21 protein-coding genes are annotated in these 23,363 nt (G+C 69.8%); 12 read left to right on the top strand and 9 right to left on the bottom strand.

Going from position 1 to position 23,363, the window contains the following annotated elements:
- Positions 1-2 precede the first annotated feature (2 nt).
- A complete protein-coding gene (locus ACZ6YV_RS19145) occupies positions 3-209 on the top strand; it encodes a hypothetical protein (protein ID WP_465510861.1) in 207 nt (68 codons plus the stop codon).
- 63 nt (positions 210-272) lie between these two features.
- Positions 273-3,296 carry a helix-turn-helix transcriptional regulator gene (locus ACZ6YV_RS19140; protein ID WP_465510860.1) on the top strand — a complete coding sequence of 1,008 codons (3,024 nt, stop codon included), beginning with the start codon at positions 273-275 and terminating at the stop codon, positions 3,294-3,296.
- Positions 3,297-3,305: 9 nt separating this feature from the next.
- On the opposite strand, the gene ACZ6YV_RS19135 is transcribed toward ACZ6YV_RS19140, so the two are convergent.
- The 4 genes from ACZ6YV_RS19135 to ACZ6YV_RS19120 all read right to left on the bottom strand — a co-directional run bounded on the left by ACZ6YV_RS19135 (position 3,306) and on the right by ACZ6YV_RS19120 (position 7,535).
- On the bottom strand, positions 3,306-4,919 hold the full coding sequence (locus tag ACZ6YV_RS19135; RefSeq protein ID WP_465510859.1) for a succinic semialdehyde dehydrogenase: 1,614 nt from the start codon (positions 4,917-4,919) through the stop codon (positions 3,306-3,308).
- A 116-nt stretch (positions 4,920-5,035) separates the two neighbouring features.
- Positions 5,036-5,854 carry a hypothetical protein gene (locus ACZ6YV_RS19130; RefSeq protein ID WP_465510858.1) on the bottom strand — a complete coding sequence of 273 codons (819 nt, stop codon included), beginning with the start codon at positions 5,852-5,854 and terminating at the stop codon, positions 5,036-5,038.
- Between the two features lie 127 nt (positions 5,855-5,981).
- On the bottom strand, positions 5,982-6,911 hold the full coding sequence (locus ACZ6YV_RS19125; RefSeq protein WP_465510857.1) for a hypothetical protein: 930 nt from the start codon (positions 6,909-6,911) through the stop codon (positions 5,982-5,984).
- A gap of 9 nt (positions 6,912-6,920) precedes the next feature.
- Positions 6,921-7,535 (bottom strand): TetR/AcrR family transcriptional regulator, encoded by a 615-nt coding sequence (locus ACZ6YV_RS19120; protein WP_378240540.1) that lies wholly within the window; start codon positions 7,533-7,535, stop codon positions 6,921-6,923.
- A gap of 104 nt (positions 7,536-7,639) precedes the next feature.
- On the opposite strand from ACZ6YV_RS19120, the gene ACZ6YV_RS19115 reads away from it, so the two are divergent.
- Positions 7,640-8,791: an acyl-CoA dehydrogenase family protein gene (locus ACZ6YV_RS19115; RefSeq protein ID WP_465511026.1), complete on the top strand. Its 1,152-nt coding sequence runs from the start codon at positions 7,640-7,642 to the stop codon at positions 8,789-8,791.
- Between the two features lie 27 nt (positions 8,792-8,818).
- Entirely contained in the window at positions 8,819-9,967 is a 1,149-nt protein-coding gene (locus tag ACZ6YV_RS19110) for a CaiB/BaiF CoA transferase family protein (RefSeq protein ID WP_465510856.1), read from the top strand.
- On the opposite strand, the gene ACZ6YV_RS19105 is transcribed toward ACZ6YV_RS19110, so the two are convergent.
- Both ACZ6YV_RS19105 and ACZ6YV_RS19100 read right to left on the bottom strand, forming a co-directional pair.
- Positions 9,964-10,500, bottom strand: a complete 537-nt coding sequence (locus ACZ6YV_RS19105; protein WP_465510855.1) for a GNAT family N-acetyltransferase — start codon at positions 10,498-10,500, stop codon at positions 9,964-9,966. The genes ACZ6YV_RS19110 and ACZ6YV_RS19105 overlap by 4 nt on opposite strands.
- Before the next feature lie 10 nt (positions 10,501-10,510).
- A complete protein-coding gene (locus tag ACZ6YV_RS19100) occupies positions 10,511-11,296 on the bottom strand; it encodes a crotonase/enoyl-CoA hydratase family protein (protein ID WP_465510854.1) in 786 nt (261 codons plus the stop codon).
- Between the two features lie 132 nt (positions 11,297-11,428).
- Here ACZ6YV_RS19100 and ACZ6YV_RS19095 point away from each other — a divergent pair, with 132 nt between their 5' ends.
- The 5 genes from ACZ6YV_RS19095 (at position 11,429) to ACZ6YV_RS19075 (ending at position 14,283) form a co-directional block, all read left to right on the top strand.
- Positions 11,429-11,584, top strand: a complete 156-nt coding sequence (locus tag ACZ6YV_RS19095; RefSeq protein ID WP_191254788.1) for a hypothetical protein — start codon at positions 11,429-11,431, stop codon at positions 11,582-11,584.
- Positions 11,585-11,934: 350 nt separating this feature from the next.
- Positions 11,935-12,417 (top strand): helix-turn-helix transcriptional regulator, encoded by a 483-nt coding sequence (locus ACZ6YV_RS19090; RefSeq protein ID WP_364204251.1) that lies wholly within the window; start codon positions 11,935-11,937, stop codon positions 12,415-12,417.
- A 131-nt stretch (positions 12,418-12,548) separates the two neighbouring features.
- Positions 12,549-13,433: a lytic transglycosylase domain-containing protein gene (locus ACZ6YV_RS19085; RefSeq protein ID WP_465510853.1), complete on the top strand. Its 885-nt coding sequence runs from the start codon at positions 12,549-12,551 to the stop codon at positions 13,431-13,433.
- 101 nt (positions 13,434-13,534) lie between these two features.
- Positions 13,535-13,906 carry a hypothetical protein gene (locus tag ACZ6YV_RS19080; protein ID WP_465510852.1) on the top strand — a complete coding sequence of 124 codons (372 nt, stop codon included), beginning with the start codon at positions 13,535-13,537 and terminating at the stop codon, positions 13,904-13,906.
- 23 nt (positions 13,907-13,929) lie between these two features.
- Positions 13,930-14,283 carry a DUF3817 domain-containing protein gene (locus ACZ6YV_RS19075; protein WP_465510851.1) on the top strand — a complete coding sequence of 118 codons (354 nt, stop codon included), beginning with the start codon at positions 13,930-13,932 and terminating at the stop codon, positions 14,281-14,283.
- Here the strand turns inward: ACZ6YV_RS19075 and ACZ6YV_RS19070 are convergent.
- Positions 14,280-15,659: an MFS transporter gene (locus ACZ6YV_RS19070; protein ID WP_465510850.1), complete on the bottom strand. Its 1,380-nt coding sequence runs from the start codon at positions 15,657-15,659 to the stop codon at positions 14,280-14,282. The genes ACZ6YV_RS19075 and ACZ6YV_RS19070 overlap by 4 nt on opposite strands.
- 182 nt (positions 15,660-15,841) lie before the next feature.
- Between ACZ6YV_RS19070 and ACZ6YV_RS19065 the strand changes: the two genes are divergently transcribed.
- Positions 15,842-16,411 (top strand): TetR/AcrR family transcriptional regulator, encoded by a 570-nt coding sequence (locus ACZ6YV_RS19065; protein WP_465510849.1) that lies wholly within the window; start codon positions 15,842-15,844, stop codon positions 16,409-16,411.
- 62 nt (positions 16,412-16,473) lie between these two features.
- Here ACZ6YV_RS19065 and ACZ6YV_RS19060 read toward each other — a convergent pair whose 3' ends face one another.
- Together ACZ6YV_RS19060 and ACZ6YV_RS19055 are read right to left on the bottom strand one after the other, a co-directional pair.
- Complete coding sequence (locus ACZ6YV_RS19060) at positions 16,474-18,048, bottom strand: solute symporter family protein (protein WP_465510848.1); 1,575 nt, start codon at positions 18,046-18,048, stop codon at positions 16,474-16,476.
- Positions 18,045-18,467 (bottom strand): DUF485 domain-containing protein, encoded by a 423-nt coding sequence (locus ACZ6YV_RS19055; protein WP_465510847.1) that lies wholly within the window; start codon positions 18,465-18,467, stop codon positions 18,045-18,047. Before ACZ6YV_RS19055 ends, ACZ6YV_RS19060 begins: the two co-directional genes overlap by 4 nt.
- Before the next feature lie 973 nt (positions 18,468-19,440).
- Here ACZ6YV_RS19055 and ACZ6YV_RS19050 point away from each other — a divergent pair.
- Together ACZ6YV_RS19050 and ACZ6YV_RS19045 are read left to right on the top strand one after the other, a co-directional pair.
- Positions 19,441-22,908 carry a sensor histidine kinase gene (locus ACZ6YV_RS19050; RefSeq protein WP_465511025.1) on the top strand — a complete coding sequence of 1,156 codons (3,468 nt, stop codon included), beginning with the start codon at positions 19,441-19,443 and terminating at the stop codon, positions 22,906-22,908.
- Positions 22,905-23,357, top strand: a complete 453-nt coding sequence (locus ACZ6YV_RS19045; RefSeq protein WP_378244808.1) for a roadblock/LC7 domain-containing protein — start codon at positions 22,905-22,907, stop codon at positions 23,355-23,357. The genes ACZ6YV_RS19050 and ACZ6YV_RS19045 overlap by 4 nt, the downstream gene beginning before the upstream one ends.
- Positions 23,358-23,363: the final 6 nt, after the last annotated feature.

The raw sequence follows: 23,363 nt of genomic DNA, 5'->3' as shown, positions 1-23,363 counted from the left end.
ACATGAACGACGCTTTGCTCACCGGGGTACTGGCCGAGGTCGAGTACCGCAGGGAAGAGCTCCAGCGAGCGGGCCGCAGCGTGTGGGTCGACAGGGCCCGCCAGGCAGGCAAGCGGATCCGGGCGCGCCGCACCGAGGTCCAGGTGCCCGCCCAGCAGCGCCGCGAGGCCGGACAGGTGCCCGCCCGCAGCGGCGAGATCACCCGGTAGAGGTCGAGTGCGATGAAGCTCTCGGCGAAAACACAGGCGAAGTTGTCGGTCCGGTAGGCAAGAATGCACCTCGTGCCCCGTCTTGGCTCCGGAATCCCGATCGTCGCCCGCACTCAGGAGATGCGGCAGCTCCGTGCCGCCTTCGCCCGTGCAGAACGGGCCGAAGCCGGCGCGGTGCTGCTCTCCGGTGATGCCGGCGTCGGCAAGACCCGTCTCCTGACCGCGCTCGGTGAGTTCACCGCCGGCGCCGGTGCCCTGGTCCTGACCGGGCGCTGTATCGACGTCCATGAGGGCGGTCTTCCTTATCTTCCGTTCGCCGAGGCCCTGGCGCCGTTGGCGACGACGTCCGATCCCGCGGTCACCGCCGCGGTCCGGGCCCGGCCGGCGCTGGGCAGGCTGCTCCCGCAGATGCAGCAGGCGGAGGAGTACCCCGCCATCGAAGACGGTCAGCTCACCGCGAGCGAACAGGTGTCGACGCAACGGCTCGGGCCCGAACAGGACCTCGGCCAGCTCCAGCTGTTCGACGCGGTACTGGGGGTGCTGACCGCCATCGCGCAGCGCCGGCCGGTGGTGATCCTGCTGGAGGACCTGCACTGGGCCGACGGCTCCACCCGGAACCTGCTGTCCTTCCTGCTGACGAGGCTGCGCAACCAGCGGTTACTGGTGGTGGCGAGCTATCGCGAGGAGGACGTCCACCGGCGGCATCCGCTGCGGGCGCTGCTCTCCGAGGTCGTGCGGCTGGGCGCTGTCGAACGTGTCGAGGTCAAGCCGTTCGGCGCCGAAGACTCGCGCGCTTTCGTCGAGGCCTTGGCCGACGAGCCGATCAGCCAGGACATGATCGCCGACATCGTCTCCCGGTCCGAGGGCAATCCGTTCTTCGTCGAGGAGCTGCTCGCGTCCGCGAAGGACTGCCGTGACCTCCCCTCCGGGCTGGCCGATGTGCTCCTCGCCAGGGTGGAACAGCTTTCGCCGGTCACGCGCCGGGTGTTGCGCGTGGTCGCGGTCGCCAGGGACTCGGTGGCGCACGCCGCCCTCGCCGAGATCTCCGGGCTGGACGAGTTCGACCTCGACGAGGCACTGCGCGAAGCGGTGCAGCACCACGTGCTGGTGATCGAGAACGGTTTCTATACCTTCCGCCACGCGTTGCTGCAGGAAGCGGTCTACGGCGACCTGCTGCCGGGGGAGCGGGTGCGCATGCACGCGGCGTACGCGACGCGGATCCGCACCCGGACACAGGGCCGTGGCCAGGACGCGCGGCTCGCCCACCACAGCCTGGAGAGCAAGGACTTCGTCACCGCGCTGGCCGCGTTGCTGCGCGCGATGGACGAGGCGGAGAAGCTGGGCGCGCCCGGGACGGCGCTGCGGCACGTCGAGCAGGCACTGTCCATCTGGGACGCGGTGCCCGCGCCGGACCGGCCGTCGGACGTCGACGAGCTCCGGCTGCTGCACGAGGCGTCGTACTTCGCGAGCACGTCGGGGGAGCCGGAGCGCGCGGTCGCCTATTCGCGGTCCGCGACGGAGGCTCTGGGCCCGGACACCGGCGGCGAGCGGTCCGCCAAGGTCTGGCGACGGCACGCGGAAGCGCTGCTTTCGGTCGACGGCACGCTGGACGAGGTCGTCGACGCGATCGACAAGGCCTGGGAGCTGGTCGAACACACCGAGGCGAGTTCCGCGCGGGCCTGGGTGCTCGCCACCAGGGCGGGGATCCTGCGGCTGACCGACAGGCACGACGAGGCGCTGCAGTGCGCGCTGGCCGCGGTCGCCGACGCCAAGGCGGTCGGCGCGGGCGGGGCGGAGGCGGCGGCGCTGGTCTCGCTCGGGACGCTGGCCGATTCGGCGGGCGACATCGAGCAGGCACGGGAGCGGCTGCGCCAGGCCGAGCGGAAGGCCAGGGACTCCGGCGCGCTCAACGGTGAACTGCGGGCGCTGCACTTCCTCGGGCTGAGCTACGACGACAGGGCCGAGATCCACTCCGCGCTGAAGTACTACGCCAAGGGCATCGCGCGCGCCAAGGAGACCGGGCTGACCTGGAGTTCGTTCGGGGTCGAGCTGCGGACCAAGCACCTCATGCTGCGATACGTCAGCGGGGACTGGCCGGAAGACGACGACGCCGGCCGCGCCGCCCGCGGTGTCTCGAGCGTCGTCGCCGGGCGGTTCCTGGGGATCTGGGCGCAGTTCGTCGTCGCGCGCGGCCGGTTCGCCGACGCCGACAAGATCCTGCCCAGCCTGCATCGGCACTGGAGCGCGGATTACTCGATCGCGCTCGCGTCGGGGGACGCCGCCATCCAGCTCGCGTCCTGGCGGGGAGACCACGCGGGCGCGGTCCGGCAGGCTCGCGAGCTGATCGACTGGCTCGAAGAGGTCGAGCCCGCGGTGCTCGGCGGGATCCGGATCAGCGTGCACGGCCTCGCGGCCGCCGTCGCGCAAGCGGCCGGGGCCCGGGTGCGCGGGGATCTGGCGACGGTCGAGGCCGCCGTGGAATCGGGGGAGAAGCTGCTCGCCCACGGGCGACGCTGCGCCGAACTCGGCATCCCGCGTTCGGTGTCACTGGGCCCGGAGGCGCTGGCTTGGCTCGCCCGGCTGGAGGCGCTCGGCAGCTGTCTGGGCGGCGCGGGCGACCCGGCGTTGTGGGCGAAGGCCGTCGAGGCGTTCGGGTACGGCGCGGTGTACGAGCAGGCCATGTGCCGCCTGCAGCACGCGAAGTCCCTGCTGGCTTCCGACGGTGACACCGCGCTCGCCACGTCGGAGCTGCTGGCCGCGCACGCGGTGGCCGATCGGCTGGGCGCGTGCCCGCTGCGCGAGGCCGTCCAGGAACTCAGCCACCGGGCGCGTGTCGAGCTTCCCGGGGCGCCCGCGGCGCCGCGCCGCGACGTCGTCGACCCGCTCACCGACCGCGAACGGGACGTGCTGGAGCGCGTCGCGCTCGGCCGGACCAACCGGCAGGTCGGCGAGGAGCTGTACATCAGCGAGAAGACGGTGAGCGTCCATCTCTCGCGGGTGATGGCGAAACTCGGCGCGAGCCGCCGGGCCGAGGCCGTCGCGATCGCCTACGACCGGGGCCTCTTGGCCGCGCCCACCTCTTCCTAGCCGCTCGGGTCAGCGGCGCGGGAGGCGGCGAAGCGCCTTGAGGCTCAAGCTCAGGCTCCGTGCCCACAGCTTCGGCGGGATGCCCCGGCCCGGGCGCAGCGGCATCCCGCGCTGCACCGCGATCGCCTGGGCTTCGGTGTACTTGAGCAGGCCTTCGGCACCGTTGCGCCGCCCGACACCGGACTCCTTCATCCCGCCCATCGGCAGTCCCACGGTGCCGAAAGTCGCCGCGAAGCCCTCGTTGACGTTGACGGTTCCCGCCTTCAGCCGCGCCGCGACCTCCCAGCCCGCCCGGCCGTTGCGTGACCACACGCTCGCGTTCAGCCCGAACTTCGTGTCGTTCGCGCGCTCGATCGCCTCGGTGACGTCGGTGTAGCCGTAGATCGACACGACCGGCCCGAAGGTCTCCTCGGCGAACAGCTTGACGTCCTCGGTGACGTCGGTGAGCACGGTCGGCTCGTAGAACAGCGGGCCGAGGTCGGGCCGGGCCTTGCCACCGGTGAGCACCTTCGCGCCCTTGGACCGGGCGTCCTCGACGTGCGCCGACACCGTCGCCAGCTGGTCTTCCGAGGTCAGCGAGCCCATCTGTGCCTGGTAGTCCAGCGCGCCCCCGAGCCGCAGCGCGGCCGTCTTGGCGACGAAGGCCCGTGTGAACTCTTCCCGGATCGACTCGTGGACGTAGATCCGCTCGACCGAAACGCACAGCTGGCCCGCGGAGGAGAAGCACGCGGTGACAGCGCCCGTCGCGGTCTTGGCGACGTCGGCGTCGGGCAGCACGATCATCGGGTTCTTCCCGCCGAGTTCCAGCGAGTAGCTCGTCAGCCGCTCCGCCACCCTCGCGGCGAGGCCCTTGCCCGTGGGCGTGGACCCGGTGAAGCACAGGTAGTCCGACTCCTCGACCAGCGCGTCGCCGATCCGCGAACCCCGGCCGAGCACGATCTGCCAGACACCGGCGGGCAGCCCGGCCTCCTCGGCGAGTTCTTGCAGCCACAGCGCCGAGAGCGCGGTCTGGTTGTCCGGCTTCTGCACGACGGCGTTGCCCGCCGCGAGCGCGGGCAGGACGTCCATCGCGGTCAGCGCGAGCGGGTAGTTCCACGGCGAGATGATCCCGACGACGCCCTTGGGGTGCCGGAGTTCGCCGACCTTCGTCAGCACCGGGATCAGCCCGGCGGCGCGACGCGGCGAAAGAATCTTCGCGCTGTGCTTGCCGTAGTAGGCGGCCACGAGCGCGGTGGCGCTGACCTCGTCGAAGGCGTCCATCCGGGCTTTGCCCGCCTCGATCTGCACGAGGTCGAGTGCCTCTTCCTGGCGCTTCAGGACCAGGTCGTGCAGGCGGATCAGGATGCGCTGGCGCTCTTCGACCGGACGTTCGGCCCACGAGCGCTGTGCCTCCCGCGCCTGGTCGAACACGGCGCGGACGTCGGCGTCGGTGGCCTGGGGGAGGGTCGCGATCGGCAGACCGGTGAACGGGGCGCGCATCTGGACCGGCGCGGAGTCCTCGCCACCCACGACCCGCCGCACGAGCCGTTCCGCCCTGGCCACGGCCGGAGCGCCGGGGAGGCCGCCGATGGTGGCCGATCCTTCGGTGTGCTGGCCCGCGCTCGCCGGTGTCGTGCTCGTCATGCCGTCTCCGTTCCATGCCGCGTGGAGCCGGGAGGTGCCACGCAGAGCCCAGGTGTTACCGACGAGTACAGCATACTGCCGGTATGGAGACTGTCCACCGACGATGTGAATAAGTTTCACGTATTGTCGGGTTGAGGCGGATTGTCGAGGGACGGGCGCAGGATGTCCTGCTGCTGCAACGCCGACCCCGCGGGCGGAGTCGGCGGTGACGGCGGTTCGTAGGCCTGCGGTTGCTGCGGAAAGTGCTGCTGAGGGGCCGCGGGCGGGTAAGTGGTGTAGGCGACCGGGTAAGGGGCCTGCTGGGGCGCCGCGGGTTCACGCCGGTTGGCCACGATCGCCAGCCCGATGGTGAGCAACGCCACGAGCCCGCCCGCGAGCAGGATCCAGAATCCGCTCCCCGTCCCGTAGCGCGAGACGAACCGGCCGGTGTCCTGCCCGAAGCTCAAGCTCGCCGCGATGTCCATGCCGAGCATCCAGACGCCGACCGCGGTCCCCGCCCCGCCGGCGACCAGCAGCGTCCTCGACGTCGTCGCGGCGGGCGAACCCGAACTCCGCCGGTACGAGGCGAAACCCACCGCGGCCCCGGCGAACAACGTCAGCGCGGCGGCGGACAGCGGGATGCCGTAGCGGGCGACATGGGTCTTGTCGTAGAACTCCTTCTCCTCCGCCGACGGTGCGATGTCGAAACTCCGCGTCCAGCCGGTCTCGGCGAACTTCGACACCGGCTTGCCGTCGGAGAGCTGCTCATAGGTCGACTGCGGAAGAAAGGTCGCGACGAGTACCAGCAGTCCGGCGAAAACCCCCATCATCGCGGCGAACAACCGGGGGAGCCGCGCGTCCGACGGCGGTCGTGAGGCCGCGACGGGAATTTGGACGGGCTGCATTGCGCCGAACGGGCCAGTGGGTTGGTACGGCTGCTGCTGCGGCGCGCTCATGGTCGGCTCCTCCGCCGGTTTTGTTGTCCAGCAAGGAATTCCACCACGGATCGGCCGTCGAGATAAGTGTCACCTGTGCTCTGGTCAAGGCCTTTCTCGCGTGCTACGCGTTTTTGGCGTTCGGCGCCTAGGCCGGAAGTTTCGGCCAGGCGACCGCGGCCAGCTCCCTGGCGATGCCGCACGCGTCCGGTGCCTGCACGGCGAGAACGGCGTGCTCGACCTTGTCCGCGAGGGCGCCCGGGCCGGCGATGTGGCCGGTGAGCACCGTGCAGCCGCCGGAGACCTCCTGCACGAAGGACTTACGCCCGGCCAAAGTCTCTTCGAGAACCGCGGCCGAGGCCTTCGGGCGCGGGCCGAGGCCGAACTCCAGCCGGACGAGCCGTTCCCCGTTCGGTTCGCTCCACAGGCATTGGTGCCGGGACAGATCGCCCTTCCCGGAGACCGCGGCACCCAGCCGGGCGGACACCTCGGCGTCGGACCACAAGGCGGAGCAGGCGTCGAGGCGTGCCAGTGATTTTCCGAGGTAGTCCAGATGGTTCGCCTGCTTGCCGGCCGCGAGAGCGCGGGCGGCGCTTTCCGCGGTTTTCGTCGCCACGTCGAGCGCAGGGGATCCGGTGGCTTCGCGGGATTCGAAGAACGTGCCGACGCGCAACGACGAGTCGTCGGCGAAGAGCAGATGGAGCACGGGCTGGCCCTGGAGGTCCGAGCGGACCAGGCGCAGGCCGCGGGGGAGTGCCGACTCGGCGACCGGGGTGGCGCCGGCGAGACGTTCTTTCGCCCGGTCTTCCGGGAACCCGAAACTGATCAGGGCGTTCCCGGCCCGGAACGAGCAGGCGCCCATGCTGAGCGTCGGTGTGGACTCCAGTCGCCGGGTCTTCCCGATTTCGGGGAAGTCCAGCAGGCCGCAGAAGTCCACGGTCGTGGGATCGCCGAGCGCCGCGCTCAGCGTCAAGGGTTCCGAAGGCAGAGGTGCCGGAGCGGGCGGCGGCGTGGCCGCGCAGCCGGTCAGTGCGAGAACGGCCGCGGTCAGTACGGCGAACGCCGTCGATCTCCCCATGGCCGAAGCCTACGGGGCGGCGTTCTCGTACAACATCACCGCGACCCGCTTCCATTCGTCGAGCAATTGCCGCCGCCGCTTCGGATCGCCACCGAGTTCGGCGTCCAGCGCCAGCCCTCGGGTGAGGTTCACGGTCAGCCAGAACAGGATCTCCGCGCGTTCCTTCGGCAGGTCCCCGGCGACCGCGGTGATGTGTTCCAGCGTCGAACGGCCCAAGGCCTTGTCGACCGGGCGGATCGCCTCACGCAGTTCGGGGTCGGTCCGTGCCGCGACCCACAGCTCCGTGGCGGCCGTGGACAGCGTGCCCGAGTAGCCCTCCCACAGCAGGTCGATCGCCGCCGCGACCCCCGAAGCGCCGCCGGGGAGTGCCGAGATCGACGTCGCGAGCCGTCCTCGCAGCTTCTCCGTCAGATGCTCGACGGCGGCGGCCATGAGTTCGGCCTTCGCGGAGAAGTGATGTTGCACGGCGCCCTTCGAGACCCCGGCGCGGGCGCAGATCTCCTGGACCGAGGTGCGCGCATAGCCGAGGTCGACCAGGCAGTCGATGGTCGCGTCGAGCAGGGCGGTGCGGGTCTGCTCGCGCCGCTCGGCCTGGGTGCGGTGCGTCCTGCCGATCACGCTCACCGGACCTGACCCCCTTTACGTGCAACTCGGTACGGATGTACATTCCGAATGGAACTTACATCCTAAGCGTCATGTTTTCCAGGTCCGATCAGGAGGCGTTGGCCGTGCCCTTGCAGATCCAGAAGAGTTCGTGGAGCACGACGGAGCTCGAAGACCTCCGGGACCTTGCCCGGACCTTCTGCCAGAAGGAACTCGCCCCGAACCAGGAGCGCTGGGCGGCGGAGAAGAAGGTCGACCGCGAGCTGTGGACGAAAGCGGGCGAGGTCGGCCTGCTGGCACTGTCCATCCCGGAGGAGTACGGCGGTGGCGGCGGCACGTTCGCCCACGAGGCCGTGCTCTACGAAGAGCAGGCCCGTTCCGGCGACAGCGCCTGGGGCGTCACCGTCCACAATGGAATCGTGGCGCACTACCTGCTGGAGTACGCCAACGAGGAGAAGAAGCGGGAGTGGCTGCCGAAGTTCGCCTCCGGTGAGATGGTCGGCGCTGTCGCGATGACCGAGCCCGGGACGGGTTCGGATCTGCAGGGCATCAAGACCCGCGCGGTGCGCGACGGCGACCACTACGTGATCAACGGCGCGAAGACGTTCATCACCAACGGTTTCCACGCCGACCTCGTCGTCGTGGCGGTGAAGACCGACCCGGACGCGGGCGCGCAGGGGGTCTCCCTGATCGCCGTCGAGACCGACACCCCGGGCTTCAGCCGCGGCCGCGTCCTCGACAAGATCGGGCTCAAGGGCCAGGACACCGCGGAGCTGAACTTCGACGACGTCCGGGTGCCCGTCGCCAACCTCCTCGGTGACCAGGAGGGGCTCGGCTTCATCCAGCTCATGCAGCAGCTGCCGCAGGAACGGCTGATCATCGCCGTCACCGCGGTCGCCGGGATGGAGGCCGCGATCGACCAGACCATCGCCTACACCAAGGACCGCCAGGCGTTCGGCCGTCCGATCTACAACTTCCAGAACACGAAGTTCAAACTCGCCGAGGCCGCCACCGAGGCCGCGGTGTCGCGCGCGTACCTCGACCAGTGCATCGAACGGCATCTGCGCAAGGAACTCGACGTGCAGGGCGCGGCGATGGCGAAGCTGTGGACCACCGAACGGGTCAACAAGGTCGTCGACGACTGCCTGCAGCTCTTCGGCGGCTACGGCTACATGTCCGAGTACCCGATCGCGCGCGCGTGGGCCGACATCCGGATCTCCCGGATCTTCGGCGGCACCAGCGAGATCATGAAGGAAATCATCTCCCGCACGCTCTGAGAAACCGTTGGCGCAGAAAGGAAAGACGTGGCGAAGAAGGCCGGTCCGCTGAGCGGGCTCAAGGTCGTCGAACTGGCCGGGCTCGCCCCGGCGCCGTTCGCCTGCACGATCCTCGCCGATCTCGGCGCGGAGGTCGTCCGGATCGACCGGGCGACACCGGGCAACGACGTCATCGGCTTCCCGAACGATCCGCTCGCCAGGGGCAGGCGGTCGATCGGGATCAACACCAAGACCCCCGAGGGGGTCGAGCTGGTGCTGAAACTCGCCGACGACGCCGACGTGCTCATCGAGGGTTTCCGTCCGGGCGTGGCCGAGCGGATGGGGATCGGGCCGGAGCAGGTCCACGCCCGCAACCCGCGGCTGGTCTACGGCCGGATGACCGGCTACGGCCAGGACGGCCCGCTGGCGACCGTCGCCGGGCACGACATCAACTACCTCGGCATCTCCGGCGCGCTCGAACCCATCGGGCACGCCGGGCAGCGGCCGGTGGTTCCGCTCAACCTCGTCGGCGACTTCGGCGGCGGTGGCCTCCTGCTCGCGATGGGGGTGCTGGCGGCGCTGTTCGAACGCCAGTCCTCCGGCATGGGACAGGTGGTCGACGCGTCCATGGTGGACGGCGCGGCGCTGCTGACCACCAGCCTGCACGGGCTGCTGGACTCCGGGCTGTGGCCGGGCGGGCGCGGCGAGAACATGCTCGACGGCGGTGCGCCGTTCTACGACACCTACGAGACCGCTGACGGCAAGTACGTCGCCATCGGCGCGATCGAGATGCGGTTCTGGGGCGACCTGGTGAAGGTGCTCGGCCTCGATCCCGAACAGATCCCGGTCCACGTCGACAAGAACGAGTGGCCGAAGCTGCGCGAGATCGTCGCCGAGGCCGTCGTGAAGCACACCCGTGACGAACTGGTCGCGAAGGCCGAGGGCACCGACGCGTGCCTGACGCCGGTGCTCGCGCCGGGGGAGGCGCCGTCGCATCCGCACAACGTCGCGCGCGGCACGTTCGTCGACGTCGGTGGCATGAAGCAGCCCGCACCCGCGCCGAGGTTCGACCGCACGCCGGCCGAGACACCGGAACCGCCGCGGCCCAAGGGCGGCGACACCGCCGAGGTCCTCGCGGAACTCGGGGTGGACGCCGACGGCCTCGAACGGCTCAAGGCCGCGGGCGCCATCGTCTAGGGACGTTCCGGGCCGGGGCCGAGATCGGACCGCAGCATCGAATAGAGGATGTGGTCGCGCCAGGCCCCGTCCCGGAACCCGTAGCCGCGCAGCACACCCTCCCTGGTGAAGCCCGCCTTCGTCAGGGAGCGCTGCTCGGCGGCGTTGCCCGCCTCCGTCGACGCCTCGACCCGGTTCATCTGGGTGTGCGCGAAGAGGTAGCGGACCAGCAACCGCTGGGCCTCGGTGCCGTAGCCGTGGCCGCGGGCCTCGGGGATGAGCACGAGGCCGGCGTTCCAGCAGTACGACGTCGACCCGGTCCTGGTCTTGTGCCACGAGACGAAACCGAGCCGCCGCCCGTCGAGCTCGATCATCAGCATCCCGTTGTCCGCCGCGAGCATGCCGGTCTCGGTCCAGCGGCGGCGCAGGAAATGCGGGTCGTGCCAGCCGTGCCACTCGAACGTGCCCGCGGCCTGGGGATCGTTCGTGAGTGCTTCGAGCATCGGCAGGTCGCCTTCGGACACCGGTCTGAGCGCGACTCCGGTTTCGGTCATCCGACAGACATTAGGGCCGGAGGCCGCCAAAGCTGCCGTGACGCCCCGCGCCGTCACTGAACCGGCTGGCGCCTTCGACGGCCTCTTCGGCGAGCCCGCCGCCTGCCAGCGCGTTCGAGAACTCGGCCCGCATCGCCTCGTCCTCGGTGAGCCCGTACTGGCCGTACGCGGACGTCCGGTCCGCGCGCAGGCAGGCTTGCGGGAACGCGGCCAGGTCACGCGCCAGGGCTTGCGCGGCCGCCAGGGCCTCGCCGTCGGGCACGACCCGGTTCGCCAGCCCGATCGCGAGCGCCTCGGCGGCGTCGACCGGCCTTCCGGTGAGGATCAGGTCCATCGCCCGCGAATGCCCGATCAGGCGGGGGAGGCGCACCGTGCCGCCGTCGATCAGCGGCACACCCCAGCGGCGGCAGAACACCCCGAAGACGGCCGTGCTGTCGGCGACGCGCAGATCGCACCACAGCGCCAGCTCCAGGCCGCCCGCGACGGCGTGCCCGCGGACAGCGGCGATCACCGGCTTCGACAGCGTCATCCGCGTCGGCCCCATCGGCCCGTCACCCACCGGATCGAGTGAGTTCGAGCGGTCGGTTCCGATGGCCTTCAGATCGGCTCCGGCGCAGAAAGCGTCACCCGAACCGGTGAGGACGGCGACCGCGGCCTCTTCATCGGCGTCGAAGGCGCGGAACGCGTCCGCCAGCGCGGCCGCGGTCGGCCCGTCCACCGCGTTGCGGGATCCGGGCCGGTTCAGTGTGACCGTCGTCACCGGCCCGTCCCGGTGGACGAGAACGTTTTCGCTCATCGATCGCTCCCTCGGGGAAACCGGGTGGGCAACAAGGCCCGAATTTCCTTAAAGTGGTGACAAAGTCCGCAGTGCGCGCGGAGTCATCGTCTGGACACTACGGTGTGATGGGATGGAGCCATGTCGCCCGGCTTGAAGAAATTCGTTGTGATCGCTGTCGTCGCGCTCGTGCTCTTCTTTCTGATCAGCAAGCCGACCCAGTCCGCCGACGCCGTCCACACCGCGCTCGGCTGGCTCCGGTCCGGTGCCGAGGCCATCGTGACGTTCGTGCGGAGCCTCTTCTCCTGACCTGCCGCCCACTTCCACCGGTGTCCCTGACGACGCCGGTGATCACCGTGCGCATTCACCAGCGGTTATCACTCTGAGTCACCCACCTCGGATTTCGGTCAGCCGACTCGACCATCCGGGTGGATTGCCCCCGAAAACCCGCTGGTCGACGAATTCGTGCCCTGGAAGCTCTGGCGGAATAGACCTCCGCGCCCCTACGGTGCTCACATTGCGTGATCGGTTGGTTCGCCAGACGCCGGAGCCGGCCTCCTGGGGATGCGTTTCCGCAGGTGCAAGCCCCAGGCAGCGGAAACTTTCAGCCGGGCAAGTAAGTCAGGACTTGTCAGTCGGGGAATCATGAGGAGGCAGGGATGACCGGAGATCCCGGAGTCGATGCGTTGATCCGGCAGTGGGCGGCCGAGCGTGAGCAAACCCCGGAGGAGCAGGAGACGGACAGGATCGCGTCCGCGTGGCTCGCCGACGCACCCCGTCAAGCTCCCGGTATCCCCGGTCAGCGGCAGCAGTCCGGCCAGGCGCGCTGGGCGCCGGTCGAAGCCGCCGACCCCGGCTATCTCGACGCCATGAGCAGCCGTCTTCCGGACGTCCCGCGTGACCTGCTCGTCGCCGCCGCGGGCTGGTGGCAGATGGTCGGCGGCGTCGCCGAGGCCGAAGCCTGGTGGGACGCCGGCATCAGCCCGCTCGACCAGCGCGCTCTCGACTACCGCGCGGCCGGGCTCTCGCCGTCGGACCTGAGCCGTCGTCTCGGCCCGATGACCGTTTTGCAGCACCTTCGCCGCGGCAGCGCCCCCGCCTGGTGCGTCGCACGGCTGGCGAGGCAGCAGAAGTCCGCTTGACGAGAACTTCTCGCACGCGCGGGTGAACCGGCGTGGCAAGGGCGATCTCGGCTACCGCGTAACGCTAACCTGCGCGGGCTCGTTGTTCGAGCATCGGTCGTGATCGCCGCCCACGCTGGAGGACTCGCTTCGTGCGCACCACCCCGGAAAACGACGAACTCGTCGCCGACCCGGCCACGCCCGCTCCGCCACGCCGCGGGGTGGGCGCCGCCGTACTCGGCAGGCTGGTGATCGTGCTGGCCGTGCTCGGCCTCGCCGGGGGCGGGATCTGGCTCGTGACCAAGGCGTCCGCGCCGGTCGCGAGCCCGACGACGATGGAGATCCCCGCGCTGCAGGTCAAGGCGGCGGACGTCAAACCCGGCTCGATCGCCCCGGTGAACGCCACCCTCGCGGGTGGCGGCACCCAGCAGACCACGCCGCAGCAGGTGCAGCCGAAACCGGGCAAGGATCCCCTGGCCACCTGGTCCGAGCGGGCGGCGCAGGCCACCGGCATCCCGGCCAGGGCGCTGCTCGCCTACGGCAACGCCGAGCTGGCGATGCGCCAGATGCAGCCGAACTGCAAGATCTCGTGGGCCACCCTGGCGGGTATCGGCCGGATCGAGTCGAACCACGGCCAGTACGGCGGCGCCGTCCTCGGCCAGGACGGACGGCCGTCGAAGCCGATCATCGGCGTCCCGCTCGACGGGTCGCCCGGCGTCAAGGCGATCGGCGACACCGACGGCGGCCAGTTCGACGGCGACGCGGCCGTCGACCGCGCGGTCGGCCCGATGCAGTTCATCCCCAGCACCTGGCGCCGCTACGCCGCCGACGGCAACCGCGACGGCGTCGGCGACCCGCAGCAGATCGACGACGCTTCGCTGGCCGCGGCGCGCTACCTGTGCGTGAACAACCGGGACATGTCGGCCGCCTCGGGCTGGTGGCAGGGAATCCTGTCGTACAACAACTCGACCGAGTACGCGCAGAAGGTCTTCGGGCTGGCGGACGACTACGCGAAGGGCGTGGCCGCCTCCAAGTGACCTGACGGGCGTGGTGACGGCGCCCCGGGACAGCCGGGACCAAGGTCCCGAGCGCCCAGGTCGGCGAAGTTTCGCCCCGCGCCCAGTGCTAGCGTCGATGTGTGCCCGCTTCGTCCGTCGCCCTGCGCCGTCTCGGCATCGCCGGCGTCTGCCTGGTGAGCCTGGCGCTGTGCTGCGGGCTCGCCTGGTGGCAGTGGGAGCGGTTCTCCTCGGCCAGCGGGACGTTCCAGAACCTCGGCTACGTCCTGCAGTGGCCGCTGTTCGGGCTGTTCCCCGCGTTCATGTTCTGGCGGATCCGCACACTCCGCCGTCGCGCCGCCGAGGCCGACGCCCAGGAGGCGGTGGCCGAGACCGCCGTCCCCGAGGTGCCGACGCCCAGGCAGCGGCGCGCCCCGGCCCCGCAGCCGCCCGAGGACGACGAGCTCGCCGCCTACAACCAGTACCTGCGCGAACTCAACGCCCGCGACAAGTAGTCCCCAGAGAGGTTCGAGACCCTATGACCACCCGAACTGACGACGCCGCCCCGGCCCGCCCGGTCTCGCTGGGCGGACCGCTGATCCGGTTCCGCGTCGCGGCGTACGCCACCGGTGTGGCCCTGCTCGGACTGGTCGTCGAGATGGTGCTGCAGTACGTCTTCGGTGTGGAACTTCCCCAGTTCGTGAAGATGATCCCCATGGTCCACGGCGGGCTCTACCTGATCTACCTGCTGCTCGCGGTCGACCTCGCGATCAAGGCCCGCTGGTCGATGAAGGGCACCCTGCTCGTGCTGATCGCCGGCTGCATCCCGTTCTTCTCCTTCGTGATGGAACGCAAGGTCACGCACAAGATCCAGGCGGGCGCGAAGCTCTAAGCGGTCCGGCGCCGGAAGCTCAGCGCCACCAGGAACGACAGCGCCGTGACCACGGCGGCGGCGGTGAAGGCCGCGGTCATCCCGTCGACGGTGGTCTCCGCCGGGTTCCCCGACGGCGTCCGTGTCACCGCGCCGAACACGGTGATCAGGATCGCCAGCCCCAGTGTCGCCCCGACCTGCTGCAACGTCTGCAGAGCCCCGCCCGCGGCACCCGCGTCGTCGGTGGGCACCGTCGCCATGATGATCACGCTCAGCGGGGAGAACGCCAGTCCCGCGCCGACGCCCATCAGCAGCATCGGCCCGAGCAGATGCGAGAAGTACCCGCTGTCGGTGGTGAGGGTGGTCAGCCAGACGACCCCGCCGGTCATCAGCGCGGTCCCGGTCAGCGCGAGCGGTTTCGGCCCGAACCGGGGGAGCAGCTTCGGGATCAGCCTGCTGAGCCCGAACATGCAGACCGCCATCGGCAGGAACGCGAAGCCGGTCTCCAAGGCGGCGAAACCCGCGATGTCCTGCAGGAACTGGGTCAGGAAGAAGAACATCGACATCATGGCCATCGGCCCGAGGAAGAAGTTGACGTAGGCCGCGGCGCGGTCGCGTTCGGCGAACAGCCGCAACGGGATCAGCGGTTCGCTCACCCTGGTCTCGATGGTGACGAACGCGGCCAGCAACGCCAGCCCGGCGGCGAGGGAGCCGAGGGTGATCGTGTCGCCCCAGCCGTTCGAGGCCGCGTGGGTGAAGGCGAACACGAGCGAGCCGACGCCGAAGGTACCGGTGAACGCGCCGGGAAGGTCCAGCCGCGCGCGCCGTCGAGGCGGATCGGCGACGTACCGCGAGGTGAGCAGGACGATCGCGAGCCCGAACGGGACGTTGATGTACAGCGCCGCGCGCCACGAGACCCATTCGGTCAGCAGCCCGCCGAGCAGCAGGCCGATCGCGAAACCGCCGCTGGACATCGCCGAGAACAGCGCCAGCGCGCGCACCCGGGCTTTGGCTTCGGTGAACGTGCTGGTGATCAGCGCCAAGGTGCTCGGCCCGGCGAGCGCGGCGCCGACGCCTTGCGCGACCCGGGCCGCGATCAGCATCTCCGCCGAACCGGCGAGGCCGCCGAGCAGGGAGGCGGCGGTGAACACGGCCGTGCCGACGACGAACATCCGGCGTCGGCCGAACAGGTCGCCCGCCCGTCCGCCGAGCAGCAGCAAGCCGCCGAAGACGAGGCTGTACGCGGTCATCACCCAGGACAGGCCTGTCGCGGTGAAGCCGAGTTCGGACTGGATGCGGGGGAGCGCGACGTTCATCACCGTCGCGTCGAGGATGAGCATGAGCTGGCAGGTCAGCACGATCGGGAGGACCAGCCGGTGCGGAGGCGGTGAGGCCACGGCCGTCTCCGGCCTAGGCTCGGTACGCAAGGATCGCTCGGTCAAGGAATACTCCAAAGACGTAACGAGATGAAGCGGAGAGACTCTCCACTTGAGGTCGTGAGCGATGATATGGAGACTGTCTCCGCTTACGCAAGTGAATTCGGAGAACGTCTCCGTTTTCGTCGCCCGAGGAGGTGCAGATGGACACGGCCGATCCGGCCCGCCCCATGCGCGCGGACGCGCGGCGCAACTACGAGCGCATCGTGGCCGTCGCGAAGGAGGCCTTCGCCGCTGACGGCGTGGACGTGCCCGCCGACGACATCGCCAAACGCGCCGGGGTCGGCGCGGGCACGTTGTACCGGCACTTCCCGACGCGCGACAAACTGATCGAGGCCGTCTACCGCGACGAGATCGACGGGCTGGCGCAGCAGGCCTACGACCTGCTCGAAGAGCTGCCGCCCGGGAAGGCGCTCGAGACGTGGCTGGCCACGCACGTCATCTACGTGGTCGAGAAGCACGGGCTCGCGATGACGCTGAAGGCGTCCGTCGACGCCGGGTCCGAAGTCTTCGGCTGGTGCCAGTCACGGCTGCGGGCCGCGGCCGACACGATCGTGAAGGCGGCTCAGGACGAGGGCGTGATCCGGCCCGATGTCGCCGGCGTCGACATCCTGCGGCTCGGACACGGGGTGGGCTCGGCCGCGAGCAAGGCTTCGCCCGAGGACACCCAGCGGCTGCTCACGATCGTGCTGGACGGCCTCCGGACGCAATGAAAGGTCCTTTCCTTGCGAATTTCGCAAGGAAAGGACCTTTCATAGCGCGCGCGTCAGGGGAGTCAGGAGCCGATCCCGGTCAGGGACCGCACCTCCATCTCGGCGTGCTTGACCGGGTCGGCCTTCGACCGGCCGACGAAGGTGCCCACGATCCCGCACAGGAACGAGAACGGGATCGACACCAGGCCCGGGTTCTTCAGCGGGAACCAGTGGAAGTCGACGCTCTTGATGATCGAGTCCGCGGAGCCGGACATCACCGGCGAGAAGAACACGAGCACCAGGCTCGCGATCAGCCCGCCGTAGATGCCCCACAGGGTGCCGGTGGTGTTGAAGCGTTTCCAGAACAGCGAGTACAGCAGCGTCGAGAGGTTCGCCGACGCCGCGACGGCGAACGCCAGCGCCACCAGGAACGCGATGTTCTGCCCGTTCGCCAGGATGCCGCCCACGATCGCGAACGCCCCGACGGCGACCGCGGTCAGCCGGGCGACCCGGACCTCCGCGGCCGGTTCCGCCTTGCCGCGTTTGAAGATGTTCGCGTAGACGTCGTGGGCGAAGGAGGCCGACGCGGTGATCGTCAGTCCTGCGACGACGGCGAGGATGGTCGCGAACGCCACCGCCGAGACGATGCCGAGCAGGAGCGTGCCGCCGATGTTCAGCGCGAGCAGCGGCGCCGCCGAGTTCTCCCCGCCCGGCGCGTTCTTGATCGTCTCCGGGCCGACCAGCGCGGCCGCGCCGAAGCCGATGACCAGGGTGCAGAGATAGAAGACGGTCATGCACGCGGTCGCCCACACCACCGAACGCCGCGCCTCGCGCGAATTCGGCACCGTGTAGAAGCGCATCAGCACGTGCGGGAGCGCGGCGGCACCGAGGACCAGTGCCAGTGCCAGCGAGACGAAGTCGAGTTTCGTGACCTCGCTCTTGCCGTACGAGCCGCCCGGCTGCAGCAGTTCGTCGCCGAGCGGGCTGTTGTCGGCGGCGGCCGAGAGCAGGTTCGAGAAGCTGAAGCCGAACTTGCCGAACAGGAACACGGTGATCAGGGCACCGGTCAGCAGCAGGATGGTCGCCTTGATGATCTGCACCCACGTGGTGCCCTTCATCCCGCCGACCAGCACGTACAGCACCATGACGACGCCGACGACGCCGATCACCAGCGCCTGGCCGATGCCGCCGTGGATGTCCAGCAGCAGTGCCACCAGCCCGCCGGCGCCCGCCATCTGCGCGAGCATGTAGAAGAAGGAGATCACCAGTGTCGACGTCGCGGCCGCGGCGCGGACCGGGCGCTGCTTCATCCGGAAGCTCAGTACGTCGCCCATCGTGAAGCGGCCGGTGTTGCGCAGCAGTTCCGCGATCAGCAGCAGGTCGACCATCCAGGCGACGAGGAACCCGATCGAGTACAGGAAGCCGTCGTAGCCGTGGATCGCGATCGCCCCGGCGATACCGAGGAACGACGCCGCAGAGAGGAAGTCACCCGAAAGTGCGATGCCGTTCTGTCGTCCGGTGAAGGCGCTGCCCGCCGCGTAGTAGTCCGAAGTGGACGAATTGCGTGTACTGACGCGGTACACCACATACAGGGTGATCGCGACGAACAGCGCGAACACCGCGATGTTCAGGGCCGGGTTGTTGTCGGCGATGCTCATCGCTCACCCGCCTCGACCGAGGCCCTCAGCTGCTCGACCTGTGGGTCGAGCCGCTTGTTGGCGAACTTGAGGTAGGCGATCGTGATCAGGATCGTGCTGGCGAACTGGCCGAGCCCGAGCAGGATCCCGACGTTGACCTCGCCCCACACCTTCTGACTCATGAAGTCGTGCGCGTAGGCCGCCAGCAGCACGAACGTCATGTACCAGGTGAAGAACAGCAGGCTCATCGGGAACACGAACCGCCGGAAGGTCTTGCGCAGCGCGACGAATTCCTTGCCGTGCTGGATCCGGTCGAAGTCCGGGCCGGTGCTGCGCGGTGGTGGGGGAGCGGACTGACGCCCGCGGACGAACAGTGCGGGCATCTGCCCGGTGTCCTCCAGGGCGTTGCTCGCCGCGAAAGGACGCGCGACGTCGGGCATGGGTTCCTCCGGGGCTTGCTTGCATCCGTGGCGCGGTACGGGAGCGCACATACTAACTGCGGCTTCACGCGTGCTGAATAGGCGACCCCGCTTCCACGACAGTGGGTGCCGGTATTCGTTTTCGCGTCGGAATAGTGTTCCCGGAATTCGTTTCGGTCGAAATGATCCGGCTTTTCTCACTCGTATTAGTGAGGCGGATTGTCACGCGCGGTCGTCGCCCAAACGGCCCACTGCGGCAAACGATGGACGACGACCACGCTGTGTCGCTCATATCGGTGACAGATCGTAGTTTCGCTTCCCGGGCGGGACGGGCTTCGCTACCGTGCGCGCCACCCCGTACCGGCGACGATCTCCCGGTTCACCGGGTGTCCCGAAAGAAATCACCACGTCGGGCGACATCTTGCCGACGTGGGCGACAAGGCCACAACATCGGGCACATATTTGGGCTTGACCCACCCGTTGGGGGCACGGAAAGTAGTTCGACCGGGCGACGTAGCTACCGTACGTAGGCTGATCGGGTGATGAGGGCACCCTGTGTATCGACGCAAGTTGTAACCGGAATTCCCTCGTTTGTGACGCGCGGACGGATTTCGGGCCTTGTACATCGTTCGGGCGTGCACTTTTCGCTGGTCAGAACCCGTGTACTCGACAGAATTGACGGCACCCGGATTGGTGTACGATTCTTTGGCCCGGCTGACCCGCAGTGATCGATTGGCAAAGAAAAGTTGATCTCGACGACCATGCACTTCGCAGGTTGCGACCTGCACGTGCAGGTGCAAGACCTCCCGAAGCGGACCGGTGTTCCTGGGGACACCCGGATCGCCGGACGGGGCCCCTCGCGTCGCGATCGATCACGTGGTCAGGCCGGGGCCGAGTTCTCCGCAGGCAGGCGCCTCGCGGGAACGGACGCCTCAGACCGTGCCAGGACGCCGGACAGGGAGTCACCTACGTGACCGTTGCAGGAGAAGGCCAAGTGCCGGTCGGGGAGCTGCTGGGACGCACTCCCCGGCCCTCTCGATGGGCCACCGGCTGGCGTGCGCTCGTGCGCTGGCGGGACTGGAGCCTGCCGGTGAAGCTGTCGGCCGTGACGCTGGTGCCGATCCTCATCGCGCTCGCGCTCGGCATCGCCACCATCGCCGGCCAGGTCGGCCGTTCCGACGGCTACCAGCGGCTGGACCGGCTCGTCGCGCTGAGCGGGCAGATCCGCACCCTCGCCGACGGGCTCGGCCGTGAACGCACCCAGTCCGCCGCCGGGCTGACCGCCGGCACCGTCGGCGGGACCCTCGAACTCGGCTCGGCCCGCGCCGACGTCGACACCGCCATCCCGCTTTACGGGGCCGCCGCGTCCAGAGCCGTCGAGAACGAGCCTTCGCTCAACCAAGCGCGCGACGCCGCGGCCGTCCAGCTGGACAAGCTGGCCGACATCCGGCAGCGGGCCTCCGCCGGGCAGCTCGATCCCGTCCAGGCCATCGGCGAGTACACCGACATCACCACCGCGCTGCTCGCCCTCGACACCGCGTTGTCCGCGGGCGCCAGCGAAAACGTCCTCGGCGGCACTCCCGCCGCGCTGCACGATCTCGCCGTGATGAAGGAACAGCTGTCGCTGAGCCAGGCGCTGGTCTCCTTCGGCATCGCCCGGTCGAGCCTCGCGCCGAGCGAGCTCGACTTGCTGCGCACCGCCGAACTGCGGCTGTCCGACCGCCTCACCGACTTCCGTGCCGCCGCTTCGGCACAGCAGCGCCAGGAGTTCAGCGCCGCCGTCAGCGACGCCGCGATGGAAAACCGGGACAGGCTCGCGAAAACCGCCCTCGGCGAACAGGGCACCCCGGCCACACAGGCGTTCCGCACGATGTCCGCGCAGGGCTGGACCGACGCGTCGACCGCCGTGATCACCAAGGTCGGCGAGGTCGCGAACAAGTTCGGCGGCGAGACGAGCGCGGTGTCGGCCGAACTGGTCGACGAGGCCAGCAGCGGCGCGGGCCTGCTCGCGGTCCTGCTGTTCGGCGCGATGGTGCTCGCCGTCGCCGTCGTCTTCCTCATCACCCGCCAGTTGCTCCGCTCGCTGAAGGTGCTGCGCGCCAGCGCCCTCGACGTCGCCGAGAAGCAACTGCCCGACGCGGTCCGCAACATCCAGGAGGGCCGCTCGCAGGGCACCGACGTGCACCCTGTCCCGGTCGGCGGCGACGACGAGATCGGCGAGGTCGCCAGGGCCTTCGACAAGGTGCACCACCAGGCGCTGCGCCTGGCCACCGAGCAGGCCTCGATGCGGACCGGCTACAGCAACGTGTTCGTCAACCTCTCCCGCCGCAGCCAGAGTCTCGTGCAGCGGCAGCTGCAGCTGATCGAGCGGCTGGAGCGCGACGAAGAGGACGCCGACCAGCTCGCCACGCTGTTCCAGCTCGACCACCTCGCCACCCGCATGCGCCGCAACAACGAGAACCTGATGGTCCTCTCCGGCGCCGAGCCGGGCAGGCGGTCCGGTCAGCCGGTCTCCGCCACCGACGTGGTGCGCGCGGCGGTGTCCGAAATCGAGCAGTACCAACGGGTCACCGTGCAGAACCCGCCGCCGGTGCGGCTGGTCGGGTACGCGGCCAACGACCTGATGCGCCTGATCGCCGAACTGCTGGACAACGCCACGGCGTTCTCCGCCCCGGAAACCCACGTGACCGTCGCGACCAGGCTCGTCGACGACGGCTCGTTCGGGATCGACATCCTGGACAAGGGCATCGGGATGAACGAGGCCGAGGTCGCCGAGGCCAACACCCGGCTCACCGAAGCACCCAACATCGACCTCGCCACCTCGCGCCGGATGGGCCTGTTCGTGGTCGGGCGGCTGGCCAGCAGGCACCGCATCGGTGTCTCGCTGCACGGCGGCAAGGACATCGTCGGCGTGCGCGCCACCGTCTCGGTCCCGGCGGACCTCGTGATGGTCCCGCCCGGGGGAGATCCCGGCCCCGCCACCGGCCCGATCACCCAGCGCCTCGCGCCGCTGCCGCCGCAGCAGCCGGGCGGCCTGCCGCGCCGTCAGCGTCCCGCGACGAACGGCTCGCGGCCCGCGGCGCCGAGTGTTCCCTCGCAGGGCGGCGAGCGCTGGCCGTCGGCGAACGATCTGGCCGGTCACACCAAAACCGGGGTGAACGGGCACAGCAGGACACAGGAGCCGCGGCCGCCGTCGAATCTGGAGATCTCGGGAACGGCGCTGTTCAGCCCGATCCCCCAGGACGAGACGACATCGCCGCCCGCGCAGCCGCCTGCCCCGCTGCCGCGACGGCCGGAACCCGAGCCCGAGCCGGTCGCCAAGGAACCGGAGAAGCCCGACGCGTCCGCGCCGGCTTCGGCGGAAGGCGAGCTCCCCAGCGGCAAGGAACTGTTCGAGGCCAAGAACAGCACCACGCTGAGCGAATGGTGGAGCCAGGCGACCACGCCGCCCCCGGCCGCTCCGACGGCGCCCACCGGGCCCACAGCGCCCACGGCGTCGGAGACGACGCCGATCTTCGACGAGATGCTTTCGGCGTGGTTCCGTTCGCCCGCGCCCGCTCCGGAAAAGCCCGCGGTCAAACCCACGGGCAAGGTGGAGAAGCCGGGGAAGAAGGAGCCCGAAGAGAAGAAGACGGCCGAGCCCGCTCCCGCCGCGGAAGCCGGTTCCGCCACCGAGCAGGAAGCCCGTAACTGGGACTTCGCCAGTGACAAGGCCTTCCGCACAGTCCAGGAGGTCTCCCAGAACGCCCCGTCGACGTTCACCCAGGCCGGGTTGCCGCGCCGTCGCAAGGGCGAGCAGCTCCTGCCGGGCAGCGCGGCGTCGTCGGTCCCGGCCGCCCAACCCGACACCAAGTCGGAACTGCCGGTCCGCGACCCGGTGAACGTGCGCGGTCGCCTGAGCAGTTTCCAGCAGGGCGTCCAGCGAGGCCGCAAGGAGGCGGCGGACAAGGCGGCGCCTGCCACCGCGCAGCTCCCCGCCACCCAGCCGGACACGGCACCCGAGCCCGCTCCGGCGCCCGAGCCCGCGAAGGCGGTGCAGTCTTCGGAATCGGTGGAGCCGTCGGAGACGGTCTCGCGTCCGGTGGCATCGCCCGCCGCGTTGCCGAGCCGGAAACCCGGCAAGAAACCGCAGGCAGCGACGCCGGAACCGGAGCCGGTCGCCGCCACCGAGAAGACCGATGCCTGGAACTTCGGCTCCGACGAAGGCTGGAAAGCCGCCCAAGCGGTGTCCCAGTCCGTGCCGTCGAAGATGACTTCGGCAGGATTACCCAGGCGCCGTCGCGGGGAGCAACTGCTCCCGGGCAGCGTGGGACCTCCCGCCGGGGCGGTCACCCCCCGACCACAGCGGGACGCGCACGACGTGCGCGGTCGCCTGAGCAGTTTCCAGCAGGGCATCCAGCGCGGACGGCACCACACAGCCCAGGCGACCGAAGCCAACCACGAAACCCTGGAGGGTGAATGAATTCGCCGAACCCGGCCCAGCCCCAGCAGAACCAGTTCGGGTGGCTGGTGAACGACTTCGCCGAGCGGGTACCCGGAGTGGCGCACGCCGTGGTCGTGTCGGCGGACGGCCTCCTGCTCACCGCGTCCAGCAGGCTCCCGCTGGACAGGGCCGATCAGCTGGCCGCGGTCGCGTCCGGCCTGGTGAGCCTGACCCAGGGCGCCGCCCGCTGCTTCGAGGCGGGCGCGGTCAACGAGACCGTCGTCGAGATGGAACTCGGCATCATGGTGCTGATGTCGATCAGCGACGGTTCCTGCCTGGCGATCCTCGCCGCCCCGAACTGCGACATCGGTCAGGTCGCCTACGAGATGACGATGCTCGTCGACCGCGTCGGTCAGATCCTCACGCCGGAGCTCCGCGCACAATTGCAGGGCGCCGGTGGGTCGCTGATCGGCGAACCGGTGGGATGATGTCCC

This window comes from Amycolatopsis sp. NPDC102522 (genome assembly GCF_055584485.1).
Note: the sequence above shows the minus strand (reverse complement) of the source record. Positions and strands in the feature narration are given on the sequence as shown.